General features: G+C 66.2%; 16 protein-coding genes and 1 pseudogene. 10 read left to right on the forward strand and 7 right to left on the reverse strand.

What is annotated here, in order from left to right; all coding sequences use genetic code 11:
* Window positions 1–209: 209 nt before the first annotated feature.
* Genes IN820_RS14060 through IN820_RS14075 form a run of 4 tightly spaced genes read left to right on the forward strand, consistent with a single transcriptional unit; the run spans window position 210 to window position 3,330 of the window.
* A complete protein-coding gene (locus IN820_RS14060; RefSeq protein ID WP_193681556.1) occupies window positions 210–743 on the forward strand; it encodes an iron transporter in 534 nt (177 codons plus the stop codon).
* On the forward strand, window positions 743–1,081 hold the full coding sequence (locus IN820_RS14065) for a cupredoxin domain-containing protein (RefSeq protein ID WP_193681557.1): 339 nt from the start codon (window positions 743–745) through the stop codon (window positions 1,079–1,081). The genes IN820_RS14060 and IN820_RS14065 overlap by 1 nt, the downstream gene beginning before the upstream one ends.
* An 18-nt stretch (window positions 1,082–1,099) precedes the next feature.
* Window positions 1,100–1,957 carry an FTR1 family iron permease gene (locus IN820_RS14070; protein WP_193681558.1) on the forward strand — a complete coding sequence of 286 codons (858 nt, stop codon included), beginning with the start codon at window positions 1,100–1,102 and terminating at the stop codon, window positions 1,955–1,957.
* Complete coding sequence (locus tag IN820_RS14075; protein WP_193681644.1) at window positions 1,954–3,330, forward strand: 4Fe-4S binding protein; 1,377 nt, start codon at window positions 1,954–1,956, stop codon at window positions 3,328–3,330. Before IN820_RS14070 ends, IN820_RS14075 begins: the two co-directional genes overlap by 4 nt.
* A 130-nt stretch (window positions 3,331–3,460) precedes the next feature.
* Here IN820_RS14075 and IN820_RS14080 read toward each other — a convergent pair whose 3' ends face one another.
* Both IN820_RS14080 and IN820_RS14090 read right to left on the reverse strand, forming a co-directional pair.
* Window positions 3,461–4,156: an anaerobic ribonucleoside-triphosphate reductase activating protein gene (locus IN820_RS14080; protein WP_193681559.1), complete on the reverse strand. Its 696-nt coding sequence runs from the start codon at window positions 4,154–4,156 to the stop codon at window positions 3,461–3,463.
* Window positions 4,153–6,378: pseudogene (locus tag IN820_RS14090) on the reverse strand (ribonucleoside triphosphate reductase). The gene IN820_RS14080 and the pseudogene IN820_RS14090 overlap by 4 nt, the downstream one beginning before the upstream one ends.
* A 219-nt stretch (window positions 6,379–6,597) precedes the next feature.
* On the opposite strand from IN820_RS14090, the gene IN820_RS14095 reads away from it, so the two are divergent.
* Together IN820_RS14095 and IN820_RS14100 are read left to right on the forward strand one after the other, a co-directional pair.
* Window positions 6,598–7,275, forward strand: a complete 678-nt coding sequence (locus IN820_RS14095) for a Crp/Fnr family transcriptional regulator (protein WP_193681562.1) — start codon at window positions 6,598–6,600, stop codon at window positions 7,273–7,275.
* A 99-nt stretch (window positions 7,276–7,374) separates the two neighbouring features.
* Complete coding sequence (locus tag IN820_RS14100) at window positions 7,375–7,761, forward strand: putative zinc-binding protein (RefSeq protein ID WP_193681563.1); 387 nt, start codon at window positions 7,375–7,377, stop codon at window positions 7,759–7,761.
* 194 nt (window positions 7,762–7,955) lie between these two features.
* Here IN820_RS14100 and ubiT read toward each other — a convergent pair whose 3' ends face one another.
* The 5 genes from ubiT to norR all read right to left on the reverse strand — a co-directional run bounded on the left by ubiT (window position 7,956) and on the right by norR (window position 12,358).
* Complete coding sequence (gene ubiT / locus IN820_RS14105; RefSeq protein ID WP_193681564.1) at window positions 7,956–8,450, reverse strand: ubiquinone anaerobic biosynthesis accessory factor UbiT; 495 nt, start codon at window positions 8,448–8,450, stop codon at window positions 7,956–7,958.
* Window positions 8,444–9,334: a U32 family peptidase gene (locus IN820_RS14110; RefSeq protein WP_193681565.1), complete on the reverse strand. Its 891-nt coding sequence runs from the start codon at window positions 9,332–9,334 to the stop codon at window positions 8,444–8,446. Before IN820_RS14110 ends, ubiT begins: the two co-directional genes overlap by 7 nt.
* Before the next feature lie 14 nt (window positions 9,335–9,348).
* Window positions 9,349–10,344 carry a ubiquinone anaerobic biosynthesis protein UbiU gene (gene ubiU / locus IN820_RS14115; protein WP_193681566.1) on the reverse strand — a complete coding sequence of 332 codons (996 nt, stop codon included), beginning with the start codon at window positions 10,342–10,344 and terminating at the stop codon, window positions 9,349–9,351.
* Window positions 10,345–10,548: 204 nt separating this feature from the next.
* The gene (locus tag IN820_RS14120; RefSeq protein WP_003293308.1) at window positions 10,549–10,758 is read right to left on the reverse strand and encodes a hypothetical protein; all 210 of its coding nucleotides are present in this window, start codon (window positions 10,756–10,758) and stop codon (window positions 10,549–10,551) included.
* A gap of 73 nt (window positions 10,759–10,831) precedes the next feature.
* On the reverse strand, window positions 10,832–12,358 hold the full coding sequence (gene norR / locus IN820_RS14125; protein WP_003293309.1) for a nitric oxide reductase transcriptional regulator NorR: 1,527 nt from the start codon (window positions 12,356–12,358) through the stop codon (window positions 10,832–10,834).
* A 145-nt stretch (window positions 12,359–12,503) separates the two neighbouring features.
* Between norR and ytfE the strand changes: the two genes are divergently transcribed.
* From ytfE to IN820_RS14145, 4 genes are all read left to right on the forward strand, one after another.
* A complete protein-coding gene (ytfE, locus tag IN820_RS14130; RefSeq protein ID WP_193681567.1) occupies window positions 12,504–13,220 on the forward strand; it encodes an iron-sulfur cluster repair protein YtfE in 717 nt (238 codons plus the stop codon).
* Window positions 13,217–13,738: a DnrO protein gene (locus IN820_RS14135; RefSeq protein ID WP_193681568.1), complete on the forward strand. Its 522-nt coding sequence runs from the start codon at window positions 13,217–13,219 to the stop codon at window positions 13,736–13,738. The genes ytfE and IN820_RS14135 overlap by 4 nt, the downstream gene beginning before the upstream one ends.
* 81 nt (window positions 13,739–13,819) lie before the next feature.
* Window positions 13,820–14,503 carry a Crp/Fnr family transcriptional regulator gene (locus tag IN820_RS14140; RefSeq protein ID WP_193681569.1) on the forward strand — a complete coding sequence of 228 codons (684 nt, stop codon included), beginning with the start codon at window positions 13,820–13,822 and terminating at the stop codon, window positions 14,501–14,503.
* Between the two features lie 45 nt (window positions 14,504–14,548).
* Window positions 14,549–14,740, forward strand: a complete 192-nt coding sequence (locus tag IN820_RS14145; RefSeq protein WP_193681570.1) for a DnrP protein — start codon at window positions 14,549–14,551, stop codon at window positions 14,738–14,740.
* The last annotated feature ends 68 nt before the right edge of the window (window positions 14,741–14,808 follow it).

A 14,808-nucleotide genomic window follows, 5' to 3' on the forward strand; every position in this document is an offset into this window, starting at 1 on the left:
CGAGTTCGCCGAAGCGGCGGCGGCGCGCACCTGCGACAACAGGCCGCGCCCCGCGTGCAGAGCCCACCATAGCGGACGCTGGCAGCAAACGGAGCATCTCCCGGAGCACGCGTAACAAAATATTTCTTTCAAAATTGACGAGAATCATTATCATTCTGCGGCGCAAGTGCGACCCTCGCCCCGTCATTCCCACTTTTCCGGAGGCTCCAATGCGCATCCCCGCTACCCTGGCCATCACCTCGCTGCTGCTCACCCCGCTCGCCCAGGCGAAGGAATATCCCATCGGCGAGCCGCAACAGTGCGGCGGCATGGAGGTCGGCGCAGTGTACCTGCAGCCGGTCGAAATGGACCCACCCGGCATGATGCGCGCCGCGGCGGAATCCGACGTGCATCTGGAGGCTGACATCGCCGCGACCGAGGACAATCGCAACGGCTGGCAGGAAGGCAGCTTCGTTCCCTACCTGAGCATCCACTACGCGCTGCGCAAGAATGGTTCGGACGAAGTGATCGAAGGCGACTTCCACCCGATGGTGGCCAACGACGGACCGCACTACGGCGACAACGTCAAGCTGCTCGGCCCCGGCAAATACCAGCTGACCTACAAGATCCTGCCGCCGGGCTCGGGTCACACCATGTTCGGCCGCCATACCGACAAGGAAACCGGCGTCGCGCCCTGGTTCGAAGGCTGCGAACTGAACTACGAGTTCACCTATGCCGGCATCGGCAAGAAGGGTGGCTACTGATGCGCCGCGCCGGGCGCTCGCTGCTCGGCGTCCTGCCGCTGCTCGCCGGGCTAGCGGGCCCGGCTCAGGCAGCGCTGCCGACGTACGAGCTGACCATCCGTGACGGCCATTTCGAGCCCGCCACCCTCGAGGTTCCGGCCCGTCAGCGCTTCAAGATCATCGTGCACAACGCCGGCAGCGGGCCGACCGAGTTCGAAAGCACGCCGCTGCGCGTCGAGAAGGTGCTGTCACCGGGCGTGACCTCCTTCGTCGTGATCCATCCGTTGAAACCGGGGCGCTATCCGTTCTTCGACGAGTTCCACCTGGATCTTCCCGAGGGCGAGATCGTCGCCAAGTAGTAAGAGGAGCACATCATCGTGGGCCAATCCATGTTCATCGTCTGGCGCGAAAGCGTCGAGGCCCTGTTGGTCATCGGCATCCTGCATGCCTGGCTGCGTCAGCAACCGGGCGCCGGCAAGGCCCTGCGCATGCTCTGGGCCGGCGTGGCCGCTGGCCTGGGGCTGGCGGTCGCGCTGGGCTGGGGCATCCTGCAGGCCGGGGACTGGCTCGCCGGCAGCGGCGGCGAGTGGTTCCAGTGCGCCATGCTGCTGGTCGCCAGCCTGCTGATCCTGCAGATGGTCGGCTGGATGCATCAGCATGGCCGCACGCTGAAGACCAGCCTGCAGAACAGCGCCGCGGAAAAGCTCGGCCAGGGCAGCGGCTTCGGTCTGCTGTTGCTCGCCATGCTCGCGGTCGGCCGCGAAGGCAGCGAGACGGTGGTGTTCCTCTACGGCATCGGCAACCAGCAGCAAGGCCAGGACCTCACCCGCTTCGTCATCGGCGGCGTGCTGGGCTTCGTCCTCGCCCTGCTCAGTTACGCCGCCCTGCAGGCCGGCAGCCGCTACTTCAGCTGGCGACGGTTCTTCCAGGTCAGCGAGGTGATGTTGCTGCTGCTCGGTGGCGCCCTGCTGATGGCCGCGCTGGACCGTTTCAGCGGCCAGCTGATGGGCATGGACGTGCCGGAAGTGCTCTACAGCGTATTCGGCGACCCGCTCTGGGACACGTCGGCCCTGCTGGATGACGGCAGCGCACTGGGCGGCACCCTCGCCGGCCTCACCGGCTATCGCGCCATGCCCTCGCTGGCCGCCGTGGTGATTCTGGGGTTGTATTGGCTCGCGGCATGGGCCTGGCTCAAACCCCGGGCACAGGTGCAGCTCGCTGCGAGGCCGGCGTGATCGCCCAGGCGCCGTGGCTGGCGCGACTCGGCGATCTGCTGCGTCAGCATGCGAAGGCCATTCGCATGCTGCAGTGGCTGGTGGTGGGCTTCTACCTGACGCTGCTGGTGATCCCTGCCTTTCTCGACCTGCCGCCGGCCCAGGCCGGCATGCTCGACAACCTGACGGTACTGGCGCAGTTCATCTTCTGGGGCCTGTGGTGGCCCTTCGTGCTGCTGTCGATGATCTTCTTCGGTCGACTGTGGTGCGGCGTACTCTGCCCCGAAGGCTCGCTCAGCGAGTGGATCAGCTGGCGCGGGCTGAACAGGGGCACGCCCCGCTGGATTCGCTGGAGCGGCTGGCCTACCGTGGCGTTCATCCTGACCACCGTCTACGGCCAGTTGATCAGCGTCTACGACTATGCCCAAGCGGCATTGCTGATTCTCGGCGGCTCCACCGTCGCGGCGATGCTGGTGGGCTTTCTCTATGGCCGCGGCAAGCGCGTCTGGTGCCGGCACCTGTGCCCGGTCAGCGGCGTGTTCGCCTTGCTCGCCCGGCTGGCGCCGGTGCATTACAAGGTCGACGAGCAGCGCTGGCAGGAGAACCGCGAGCCGCACCTGCCGACGCCCAACTGTGCGCCACTGATCGACATCCGCCGCATGCAGGGCAACAGCGACTGCCACGCCTGCGGCCGCTGCAGCGGCCAGCGCGGCGCGGTGCAGTTGAGCCCGCGTTCGCCCAACGCAGAAATCCTCATCGTCGGCGGTCAACAGCAAAGCGGTCACTGGGACAGCACCCTGCTGCTGTTCGGCATGATCGGCCTGGCCATGGGCGCCTTCCAGTGGACCGTCAGCCCCTGGTTCATCGCCCTCAAGCAGACGGCGGCGGAGTGGCTGGTGGAGCGCGACATCTTCTGGCCGCTGGAGGCCAACGCGCCCTGGTGGCTGCTGACCCACTATCCGCAGGCCAACGACGCCTTCACCTGGCTCGACGGGGCGGTGATCCTCGGCTACATCTTCGGCGCCTCTCTGCTGATCGGCGGCACGCTGTGGCTGCTGCTGCGCGGGGCGGTGCGTCTGCTGCGCCGAGGCGACAACGTCTTCCAGCACCTGGCACTGGCATTGACCCCGCTCGGCGGCGCCGGGCTGTTCCTCGGCCTTTCCGCCACCACGGTGAAATTGCTGCGCTACGAAGGCTTCCTGCTGGCCTGGGCGCAGCCGGCGCGCGCCGCGCTGCTGCTCGGCGCCATCGCCTGGAGCCTGTATCTGGCCTGGAACGTGATCGGCCGCCACGGCGCCAACGGCCTGCGCCGCCTGCTGGCATTCGCCTGCGTCGGCACCGGCTGCGCGCTGGTGGGCTACGGCTGGTGGCTGCAGTTCTGGGGCTGGAGCTGATTCGTTACGAGTGGTGGGCTGAAGCCCACCCTACCTCCCCGCTCCGCAACCACCTGTAGGGTGGGCTTCAGCCCACCGAAAACCGCTACCGGGTCGCACCGACTGCCAGCCATGCGGGTCGGCTCGCGCCTCAGCCGCGCAGCACGAACAAGGGAAACAGTCGCCCCAGTCGGTCCCAGAGCTTCTGCTGGTCGTAAGGCGCGCGGTTTTCGGCCAGGGCGTCGTCGAGCATCTTTGCCGTCCGCACGCACTGCACGGCAAAGCGTTCTACGCCCCGCTTGCGCAACCGCTGCGCCATGTCCCAGAGGCGCTCGGTATCCAATAGCTGCCAGTGCACGGTGGTGCGGCATTCGTGATCCACGCCGCTTTCCAACAAGGCCTCCAGGCTTTTCCAGTTGGCCTCGCCACTGCCCTGCACACCGGTGATCGCCGTGCAGTGCTCAGGCAGTGCCTTGACGTCGAATCCCACCCAGTCCACCAGCGGCAGAATCTGCCGGAACAGCTTCGGCTTGATCCCGGCGCTGTGCAGGCCGACCTTGAAGCCCAGCGCGCGCACCTGGGCGATCGCCTCCGGCAAAGCGGTCTGCAGGGTCGGCTCGCCACCACTGAACACCACCGCTTCGAGCAGGCCGACGCGCTGCTCGAGGAAGGCGAGAATCTCCGCCCAGGGCTTTTCCCCGCTGCCGCAGGCGGGGATCAGTTGCGGGTTGTGACAGTAGCGACAGCGCCAGCCGCAGCCCTGGCAGAACAGCACGCAGGCCAGATGATCGGGATAGTCCAGGGTGGTCAGGGGGACCAGCCCCCCGACCCGTAGTGCTGCGGTCACCGCGCCGCCGCTTCGGTGAAATGCTGACGCTCGCGGTGCTCGGACTGCTTGCCCGGATTGAACGCGGCGACCGGGCGGTGATAGCCCATCACGCGGGTCCAGACTTCGCAGCGCTGGCGTTGGCCTTCGGGCAGTTGGGTCGCTTGGCTCATGGTGTCGCTCCGTTGCTGGGGTGGAAGAACAGTCGTAGGCGATCAGGCGCAGCAGCCCTGTTGTTTTTGCAGCAGCGCCTCGTCGCATTTCGGGCAGAACTCGTGCTCGCCGGCCAGGTAGCCGTGCACCGGGCAGATCGAGAAGGTCGGCGTCACCGTCAGGTACGGCAGGCGGAAACGGCCGAGGGCGTTGCGCACCAGCGTCTTGCAGGCCTGCGCCGAGGAAACCCGTTCGGCCATGTACAGGTGCAGCACGGTGCCGCCGGTGTACTTGCACTGCAGTTCGTCCTGCAGCTGCAGCGCCTCGAAGGGGTCGTCGGTGTAGCCCACCGGCAGTTGCGACGAGTTGGTGTAGTACGGCGCCTCCGGCGTACCGGCCTGGAGAATGCCGGGAAAGCGCTTCCTGTCTTCCCTGGCGAAACGGTAGGTGGTGCCCTCGGCCGGCGTCGCCTCGAGGTTGTAGAGATGCCCGGTGTCTTCCTGGAACTGCACCAGCCGCGCCCGCACATGGTCGAGCAGCTCGATCGCCAGCGCCCGGCCGGCCGCCGTGTGCAGTCCCTCGCTGTCGTCGGTGAAGTTGCGCACCATCTCGTGCAGGCCGTTCACACCGATGGTGGAGAAGTGGTTGCGCAGGGTGCCGAGGTAGCGCTTGGTATAGGGATAGAGCCCGGCATCCATATGCTGCTGGATGACCTTGCGCTTGACTTCCAGGCTCTGCCGGGCCAGCTCCAGCAACGCATCCAGATGCTCCAGCAGCGCGCCCTTATCGTCCTGATGCAGATAGCCCAGGCGTGCGCAGTTGATGGTCACCACGCCGAGCGAGCCGGTCTGCTCGGCCGAGCCGAACAAGCCGCCGCCACGCTTGAGCAGCTCGCGCACGTCCAGCTGCAGGCGGCAGCACATCGAGCGCACCTGGTTGGGCTGCATGTCCGAGTTGAGGAAGTTCTGGAAGTACGGCAGGCCGTAGCGCGCGGTCATCTCGAACAGGCGCTCGGCGTTCTCGCTGTCCCAGGGGAAGTCGTGGGTGATGTTGTAGGTCGGGATCGGGAAGGTGAACACCCGACCGAGGCCGTCACCGGCCTGCATCACCTCGATGTAGGCACGGTTGATCAACTCCATCTCGGCCTGCAGCTCGCCGTAGGCGAAGGGCATTTCCTCGCCGCCGATATAGGGGATCTGCTCGCGCAGGTCCTCGGGGCAGACCCAGTCGAAGGTCAGGTTGGTGAACGGCGTCTGCGTGCCCCAGCGCGACGGCACGTTGAGGTTGTAGATGAACTCCTGGATCGCCTGGCGCACCTCGTCAAAACCGAGGCGGTCCTTGCGCACGAACGGCGCGAGGTAGGTATCGAAGCTGCTGAACGCCTGGGCACCGGCCCACTCGTTCTGCAGCGTGCCGAGGAAGTTGACCATCTGCCCCAGCGCGCTGGACAGGTGCCTGGGCGGCCCCGCCTCGACCCGTCCGGGAATGCCGTTGAAACCCTCATTGAGCAGCGTGCGCAGCGACCAGCCCGCGCAATAGCCGGCGAGCATGTCCAGATCGTGGATATGCAGGTCGCCTTCGCGGTGCGCCGCGCCAATCGCCTGGCTGTAGACCTCGTCCAGCCAGTAGTTGGCGGTGACCTTGCCGGACACGTTGAGGATCAGTCCACCCAGCGAGTAGCCCTGGTTGGCATTGGCGCGCACCCGCCAGTCCTCGCGCGACAGGTATTCGTTCATCGAGGCGGCGACGTCCACCAGCGTCTTGCGGTCGCGGCGCAGGCGGCCGTGGCGCTCGCGGTAGACGATGTAGGCGCGCGCGGTATCGTAGTGGCCGGCCTGCATCAGGACGTGCTCGACCCGGTCCTGCACCTGTTCGACCTCGACCACCCGCTGGTCGGCCAGTTGCGCCAGCACCGCGTCGGTCAGCCTCCGGGCGGCGGCGGCGCCGAACTCGCCGGTAGCCGCGCCCGCCGCCTCGATCGCGCGGCTGATCTTGTCCAGCTCGAACGTTACCAGGCGCCCGTCGCGCTTGCGCAGCGAAGCCGGTCGATTCATTTCAGCCTGCCAGGGCATCGCAGCCTCCACCACCATATGTAGTTAAATTAAATATCGATAACACAATATGGTGTGACTTTAGGCGCTGACGACGAATATCGAATTGACCGGAGTCAAGCTCGCCAAAGCAATCGGCAATCGAACGGACGGCAGCCCCAAGATGGCCGGACTTGTCTGTGGTCAAGGAACCCGTAGGCCCCCGCCTCCTAGGATGCAGCCTCAATAGACCCGGTTGCGCACCCCCGGGGAGGAATCATGCTCACCGAAAAATCCCTTGTCGCCGAGCTACGCCGCCACCATCTGTTCAGCCGGCTGCCGGAGGCGGCGTTACAGGAGGTGTGTGCCTCGGCCAACCTGAAACGCCTGCCAACGGGCGCCTCGCTGTTTCACCAAGGGGACAGGGCCGACCGCTTCTACTTCCTCTTCAGCGGCCAGATCAAACTGCATCGCGTGGTCTGCGACGGCCAGGAGAAGCTGGTGGAGGTGATGCGCGCCGGCGAGTCGTTCGCCGAAGCCCTGCTGTTCAAGGGCACGCCCTGCTACCCGGTGAGCGCCACCGCACTCAAGGCCAGCCTGGTGGCGAGCCTGAACGGCCCGCACTATCGGCGCCTGCTCGAACAGCATCCGGACATCTGCCTGGACATCCTCGCGACCCTGAGCATCCGCCTGCACCAGCGCATGACCGAGATCGACACCCTCACCCTGGCCAATGCCAGCCACCGCGTGGTGCGCTTTCTCGCCCAGTCGCAGCACGACGACAGCGGGGTGATCATGCTCGACGTGCCCAAGCGGCTGATCGCCTCGAAGCTGGGCATCCAACCGGAAACCTTCTCGCGCATCCTGCATCGGCTGATCGATGCCGGGACCATCTCGGTACAGCGACGGCGCATCGAGATTCTCGACAACCGCAAGCTCGCCGCCTATGACGAATGATCTACGGCGAAACGCCCCAGCGTTCTTGATTACTGTCAAAGCCGGTCAGCGCCGTGCTTTGGACAATGGCCCGCGTCACGAGCCCGCCTGGAACCTGCAATGACCGCCACCACACGCCTGCCCTTGGTCTATTCCTGCTCCGGTTGTTCGAACGTCGCCCAGTTGGCCAACACCCTGGCGGTGCGCCTCGACCGCGCCGGATTCGCGGAAATGTCCTGCATCGCCGGCGTCGGCGGCCGGGTCGCCGCGCTGGTAAGAAAGGCCAATTCCAGGCGCCCGATTCTCGCCATCGACGGCTGCCCGATGCACTGCGCGCGCGCCTGCCTGGCGCAGCACGGCGTCAGCCCGGACGTACATATCACCCTCAGCAGCTACGGCCTGCGCAAACGCTACCGGGAAGACTGCAGCGAGGAAGAGATCAGCGCGCTGTTCGAGGACATGAAGGACATCATCGCCAGCGACCGGATGCAGCTGCGTGTGGGGTGACATCCATCGAAGTTGACGGCGGTCCGATGCACTCAGAGAAGTGCGAATCTTCCTGGTGGGCTTCAGCCCACCGGGCGAACCAAAGGAAAAGAAGCGCCGATGGTTCCCACGCTCCCGCGTGGGAACCTAGACCGAGGTGATGCGCCCTGCGACACAGAGCTTCACCAGTAGCGCGCGCTCGGCATTTCCCTCGATCAGGCCCTGGCCGCCTGCGCCCGACTGGCCGCGGCCACTTCTTCCCCCGCTCCCTGCAGCAGCTTCCACAGCCAGCTCGGCAGGGTGTCGGGGTCGAGGCTGTCGATCAGGTTCTTGATCGCCAGGCCCAGTTCGGTGTCGCCCTCGATGACCAAGCGGCGGCGGAAGAACAGCGTGTCCGGGTCTTCCTGACGGCTGGCCAGCAACAGGAACTCGCGCCAGTTGCCGCGGATGGTCACCTCGACCGGCGCCTGCGCCGCGATGCGCAGCCTCTCGCGCTCGCAGGTCAGGCACCAGGCCAGGCCGAGGTCGGCGACTTCGAGCTTCATCCAGTGGCCGTCAAGCACGTCGAAGGCACCGTCGCTCAGTGCTTCGGCGAATACCTGGTTGAGGCTGCGCTCCAGCGTCAGGCGCTGGAGCAGGAATGGCGTCTTGGCCGCAAGTGGCAGCAGCCGCCCGCCGAGGCTCACCAGATGGGCGCGCGGGTTCAGCATAATCCGGCCTCCTCGGCACGCAGCATGCCCGGCCGACCATGCCAATACCCATTGCAGCCGTCCACCGCCAGCGGCGGCAGCGCGCCCTTGCGCACCGCATCGAAGGCGCCGATCACCTCTTCCATGCCGGCCGCACGCGGGCTCAGGCGCAGCAGGTCGGCGCCGCTATCGACCAGGCCCGGGTAGTCGGACAGCAGGTTGCTGACCGTGGCGGACATGGTCTGGATACCGTTGATGGTGAACAGCGCCTCGCCCTCCTGGCTGAGTAGCGGGATGCCCTCGGGATAGTTCTGGCAGCAGAACTGGCAGTCGTCCTTCGGCCGGTTCTCGGCGCGGGCGGTGAAGCAGCGCGCCGAATAGGCCAGCGGCAGGTGGCCGTAGGCGAAGACCTCGATTTCCGGCAGCGTGACGTCCAGTTCCTGCAGCTGCGCGCGGGCACTCCTGATCAGCGCACCGGAAGCCTCCACCGGCGGCACCCAGCGGGTCATGCCGCTGGCCACCAGTTCGGCCAGCGCGTGGCCGTTGTAGAGGTTCAACGCCGGCCCGCCGACGAAGGGCAACTTGCGCTCGGACATCAGTTGCACCGCACCCATGTCGTTGGCTTCCACCAGCAGCTCGCCGTTGTCGCACAGGCGACGCAGGCTGGACAGCTCGGAAGCGGCCTCGACCAGGGTCAGGCCGGACAGCACCAGTTGCGCCGACGAGGCTTCGGCCAGGTCGCGGGCCAGCCCCAGCCAGTCGTCGAGCATCATGGCGCGGCGCTTGGAACAGACGGTCTCACCGAGGTAGATCACATCCAGCGGCTGGCTGGCCATGTTGGCGTAGAAGTCCAGCGTCTGCTGGCGATCCCAGTAGAACAGCACCGGGCCCAGAGAAAGTTTCATGGGTGACTCCTCGTTCATTGCCAGGCCCGGTGATAGGCACCCAGGGTGGTTTGCGAGCCTTCGGAAAGGCCGTCCAGCACCTGCCGCCAGCCGGGTTCGACCGCATAGCGCTGCGGCGCCTTCAGGTAGCTGTCCAGCGCGGCGCGCCAGACGCGGGTGACCTGTTCGACGTAAGCCGGGCTGCGCTGGCGGCCCTCGATCTTCATCGCGGTGACGCCGATGGCGGCGAGTTCGGGAATCAGATCCAAGGTGTTCAGGCTGGTCGGCTCTTCCAGCGCGTGAAAACGCTGGCCGTTGACCATGAAGCGACCCTTGCACAGCGTCGGGTAGCCGGCCGACTCGCCCTCGGCGTAGCGGTCGATCAGCACGTCGTTCAGCCGCGAGGTCAGCCCCTCGGGTTCCTCGCTCCAGCGCACCGCCTTGGCCGGCGAGCAGACGCCGCAGAGGTTCGGCGACTCACCGGTGAGATAGGAAGACAGGTGGCAACGGCCCTCGGCCATGATGCACAGGCTGCCGAAGGCGAATACTTCGATCGGCACCGGGCTGCTCGCCGCGACCTGCTTGACCTGCTTGAGCGAGAGTACCCGCGGCAGCACGGCACGGTTGATGCCGTAGCGCTCCTGATAGAACGCCAGCGCCGCGGCGTTGGTCGCCGAGCCCTGTACCGAAAGGTGCAGATTGAGCCTGGGATGGCGCTTGCTGGCGTAGCCGAGCACACCGGGGTCGGCGGCGATCAGCGCATCGACGCCGAGGTCGGCGGCCTGGTCCACGGCACGCTGCCAGCGACTCCAGCCTTCGGGCTGGGCATAGGTATTGACGGCGATATACAGCTGCCGGCCCCTCTCGCGGATCAGCTGCAGGCCCTTGTCGAGCTGCTTCTCATCGAGATTGAGACCGGCGAAATGGCGGGCGTTGGTGTCGTCGCGAAATCCGACGTAGATGGCATCGGCGCCCTGCTGGACGGCGGCCTTGAGCGCGGGCAGGCTTCCTGCCGGGCAGACCAGGTGCATGACAACTCCTAGACATTCGGGTACATGCGCGCCACGCACGGACGGCGCGGCGGTCGTTCGGCTGAACGGAAAACAGCCGGCAGTCTAGGCAGCTGACCAGTGGCCAGCATTGATAGGGGTCAAGATTGCCCGGACGTCGCGACTGCGACGAAAGGCAGCACGAATGATTCCGCCAGTAGCCACGGGGCTGGCGGAAAGAATGCCTCAGATGCCCTCGTCGCCCTCGAACTCCTCGGTGGCGCGGGCCACCATCTGCCGCCACGCGCCCGACTCCTCGCCGAGCAGGCGGATGGCCTTGAGGCTGGCGGCGAAGGCGTCACGGTAGTGCAACGGATTGTTTTCGCTGGCGGCGCGTTCGGCGAAGGCCTGCGCCTCGCTCAGCAACGCTTCGAATTCGTTCTGGTTCAGGGCCATTGGGCTCTCCTCGACGGGTGATGTGAGGTTAGACCATGGCTGGTCGTCTGCGACTCTCGTCGGCCGACGGGCGCTACTTGAGCTTCAGCCGCCGTGCCAGCTTGTGCAGGTTGCTCGGATCGACCTCCAGCAGGCGCGCGGCCTGCGCCCAGTTCTCGCCACTGGCCTCCAGCGCCCGGACGATGGCCTGGCGCTGGGCGGCATCGACGGTGTGGCGCAGCGGAAGCACCTCGTCGGCGATTACCGGTTCGTCGGCCACCTGCGGCACTGCCACGCCGATGGCATGGCTGTCCAGGTCCAGCAGATCGGGCTCCAGGGTGAGGATCTCGCTGCGCGACGCGCCGCGGCTGAGCAGGCGCAGCGCCGCGCGACTGACCACGTGCTCCAGCTCGCGCACGTTGCCCGGCCAGGAGTAGCCCAGCAGCGCACGCTCGGCGGCCGGCGACAGGCGCATGCTGCGCAGCCCCAGGCGGGCGCGATTGAGCTCGAGGAAGTGTCCGGCGAGGATCAGCACGTCGTTGCCGCGCTCGCGCAAGGGCGGAATCGGCGCCGGGTAGACCGACAGACGATGATAGAGATCGGCGCGGAAGTGCCCGTCGCGCACGCTGTCGCGCAGATTGCGGTTGGTCGCGGCGATGATCCGCACGTCCACCTGCCGCGGCTTGTCCGCACCGAGCCGCTGGATCTCGCCGTTCTGCAGGGTGCGCAGCAGCTTGGCCTGCACCGTCAGTGGCAGTTCGCCGACCTCGTCGAGCAGCAGCGTGCCGCCGTTGGCAGCGTCGAAACGGCCGGGGCGATCGGTGGTGGCGCCGGAGAAGGCGCCCTTGACGTGCCCGAACAGCTCGCTTTCGGCCAGCGATTCGGGCAGCGCCGCGCAATTGACATGCACCAGCGGTTTGTTGCGCCGCCGCGAATGACGGTGCAGCCAGCGGGCGAACAGCTCCTTGCCGACGCCGGTTTCACCCAGCAGCAGCACCGGCAGTTCGGAATCGGCCACCACCTGCAGTTCGCGTAACAGCTCGCGGATCACGCCGCTCTGGCCGAGAATCTCACCGTCGCCATGATCCAGCGTGGTTTCCATCACATCGCTGCGCGCCAGGCGCAGGCCGCGATTCTCATGTTCCAGGCGGGTCACCCGTACGGCGGCCTCGATCACCAGCGTGAAGCGCTGCAGGTCGCAGCGGGCGTCGTCGTCGAAGGTGCCGGCATGCAATGCATCGAGGGTCAGCGCGCCCCACAGCTTGCCCTCGACGTACAGGCTGACGCCCATGCAGTCGTGCACCGGCAACGGCTCGCCGACATGTTCGTCGAGCAGACCGTCGTAGGGGTCGGGCAAGCGGCTGTCCGGCTCGAACCAGGTCGGCTCGCGCTGCGAGAGGATCGCCGCCAGACGCGGGTGCTGGGCGACGACGAAGCGCCGGCCGAGCGCCTCCTGCACCAGCCCGACCGCTGCCAGTGGACGCAGGCTGTCTTCGTCCAGGCGCAGCAGCACCACCGCACCGCAGTGGAAATGTCGATGCAGCGTCTGCACCAGGCGCTGCAGGCGCACGGCGTTGGGCAGTTCGGTGGTCAGATCGGCAAGCAGTGCGTCGGCCATCATGGTGCTGGATACCCTCAGGGTTTTTAAAACCATAAACGCTTCGGGTCATTTCCACCAGCCACACCCCGCAATCGCCCGTTTCCGGCGGCCCGGTGCCTGGCATGGCTGTTGCGATGGTCGAGTCATGTTCCTCAGGACCGCTGCCATGACCACCGACCTTATCGACCAGACACTCGGCAATCTTGCCTGTTCGGTGCCGGGTGCCACCCGTGTATTCCGTCAGTTTCGCCTGGACTTCTGCTGCGCCGGCGACGTTTCGCTGCGCGAGGCCGCCGCGCGAATCGATATCGATCCGCAGATGATCGCCGGTGCATTGCTGGCACTGGAACCTGATACCACCGAGCAGGACTGGCGCAGCGTGCCAGCCGGAAAGCTGATCGAGTACATCCTGGCGCGCTTTCACGAGCGCCATCGCGACCAGTTCCCGGAGCTGATCCGTCTCGCCAGCCGTGTCGAGCAGGTGCACGGCAACCGCCCGGAATGCCCCAACGGGCTCGCCGAACACCTCTGGCACATGCAACAGGCGCTGGAGAGCCACATGCTCAAGGAAGAGCAGGTCCTCTTCCCGATGCTGCAGCGCGGCATGCGCTTGCCGCAGGCACAGGGGCCGATCTCGGTGATGCGCTACGAGCACGAGGAACACGGCAACTCGCTGGTGCAACTGGCGCTGCTGACCAACGACATCACCCCGCCGGCCAATGCCTGCAACACCTGGCGCGCGCTGTACCGCGGGCTGGAGGAGCTGCGGGACGACCTGATGCTGCATATCCATCTGGAGAACAACGTGCTGTTCCGTAACGCCGAGGGCTCCGGCCCGGGCGACCAGACGACCGATCAAGGCAGCGAGGCGGCCCGCTCATGAAGCAGTACCTGCAACCGCTCGGCTGGGGCCTGGCGATGGCCTCGGTCGTCGCCCTGGCCAGCAACTTCGCCCTCGCTGTGGTCGTCGCTACCGCGCAGGCCGCCACGGTCCACCAGCACCGCCAGCACGCCCAGCCGACAGTGGCCAGTGATGCGCTACCCGGCGAGCGCTGGGCTACCGATGAGGCCTTGCGCGAAGGCATGACCCGCGTCCACGAGGCGGTACAACGCAGCCTGCCGAGCGATCCGGGTCAGCCGTTCGATGAGCAATCGGCAGCCGCGCTGCAACGCGAGATCGAAGCCGCGACCGCTTACCTGATCGCCAACTGTCGGCTGCCGGAAGCCGCCGACGCCAGCCTGCACGGTCTGCTGAGCGATCTGCTCGAGGGCGCCGAGGCACTATCCGATGCCGAGCAGCGTGAAGCGGGCCTGCAACGCATCTTCGCTGCACTGGAACGCTATACACAGCTGTTCGCCGAACCGGTCTGGCGTGACGGCTTCCTCGCCCACCCGCATTGAGCATGCAGGCAGCGAATGGCTCTTCGCATGCGTTAGGCTGGGCCGACATTCATTGTTGTTAATCGAGACAGGACGCCTTGCATGGTGCTTCACCGCGTACACCACCAGATCCTTCGCAGCCACCACCTGTTCGAGCCGCTGGAGGAAGAGCAGATGGAAGAGCTGCTCAACACCAGCCAGTTGCTCAACCTGGACAAGGGCGACAACCTGTTCCACCAGGGCGAGCCGGCGCACCACTTCTACTTCGTCATCTCCGGCGCGGTTAAGGTCTATCGCCTGACGCCGGACGGCCAGGAAAAGGTCTTCGAGGTGATCGGCAATCGCCAGACCTTCGCCGAAGCCATGATGCTGATGGACACGCCCAACTATGTGGCCTCGGCCCAGGCGGTCTGCCCGTCGCAGGTCTACCGCTTCTCCAATGCCGCCTACATGCGCCTGCTGGAAGCCAATCAGCGGCTCACCTTCGCCCTGCTCGGCAAGCTCTGCGTGCGTCTGCACCAGCGCATCAACGAGATCGAGACGCTGTCGCTGAAGAACGCCACGCACCGTGTGGTTCGTTACCTGCTGACGCAACTGGCGCGGACGAAGGACGACAGCAACAGTTTCGAACTGCCGATGGCAAAGCAACTGGTCGCCGGGCACCTGTCGATCCAGCCGGAAACCTTTTCGCGGATCATCCGGCGCCTGATCGACGAGGGCATCATCACCCAGGAAGGCCGCCAGATCGCCATTCTCGACCGCCAGCGGCTCGAGCAGTTCGAGTAAGTACGGGCAAGGCCCACGGCTTTGCCGGACCAGAGGAACGCCACCATGCCCCAGTGCCTGTACTGCCAACAGGACCATCCGCCACAGGAAACCGAATGCGGCAACTGCGGCATGCCCCTGCCGGCACGCGCCGACAGCGCCCCGCAACGCCGCCAGCGGCGCTTCCTCTGGTTCTGCATCGCCCTCAGCATCTTCTGCGCAGTGATGATCGTCTGGCTGCCGCGCTACCTGTTCTGACCGTAGGGTGGATCACGCTTCACCGATCCACCGGGCGGCATCGCGGTGGATGTAAAAAGCGACATCCA

The sequence above is a fragment of the Pseudomonas lopnurensis genome, assembly GCF_015070855.1.
Taxonomy (GTDB): Bacteria; Pseudomonadota; Gammaproteobacteria; order Pseudomonadales; family Pseudomonadaceae; genus Stutzerimonas; species Stutzerimonas lopnurensis.

Bases quoted from the DNA above. Each gene is read 5' to 3' on its own strand.
- norR (WP_003293309.1), bottom strand. From the start codon at position 12,358: ATGATGGCCGACGCACTGCTTGCCGATCTGACCACCGAACTGCCCAAC.
- ytfE (WP_193681567.1), top strand. From the start codon at position 12,504: ATGACCACCGACCTTATCGACCAGACACTCGGCAATCTTGCCTGTTCG.
- IN820_RS14110 (WP_193681565.1), bottom strand. From the start codon at position 9,334: ATGAAACTTTCTCTGGGCCCGGTGCTGTTCTACTGGGATCGCCAGCAG.
- IN820_RS14100 (WP_193681563.1), top strand. From the start codon at position 7,375: ATGACCGCCACCACACGCCTGCCCTTGGTCTATTCCTGCTCCGGTTGT.
- ubiU (WP_193681566.1), bottom strand. From the start codon at position 10,344: ATGCACCTGGTCTGCCCGGCAGGAAGCCTGCCCGCGCTCAAGGCCGCC.
- IN820_RS14145 (WP_193681570.1), top strand. From the start codon at position 14,549: ATGCCCCAGTGCCTGTACTGCCAACAGGACCATCCGCCACAGGAAACC.
- IN820_RS14120 (WP_003293308.1), bottom strand. From the start codon at position 10,758: ATGGCCCTGAACCAGAACGAATTCGAAGCGTTGCTGAGCGAGGCGCAG.
- IN820_RS14060 (WP_193681556.1), top strand. From the start codon at position 210: ATGCGCATCCCCGCTACCCTGGCCATCACCTCGCTGCTGCTCACCCCG.
- IN820_RS14140 (WP_193681569.1), top strand. From the start codon at position 13,820: ATGGTGCTTCACCGCGTACACCACCAGATCCTTCGCAGCCACCACCTG.
- IN820_RS14135 (WP_193681568.1), top strand. From the start codon at position 13,217: ATGAAGCAGTACCTGCAACCGCTCGGCTGGGGCCTGGCGATGGCCTCG.
- IN820_RS14065 (WP_193681557.1), top strand. From the start codon at position 743: ATGCGCCGCGCCGGGCGCTCGCTGCTCGGCGTCCTGCCGCTGCTCGCC.
- IN820_RS14095 (WP_193681562.1), top strand. From the start codon at position 6,598: ATGCTCACCGAAAAATCCCTTGTCGCCGAGCTACGCCGCCACCATCTG.
- ubiT (WP_193681564.1), bottom strand. From the start codon at position 8,450: ATGCTGAACCCGCGCGCCCATCTGGTGAGCCTCGGCGGGCGGCTGCTG.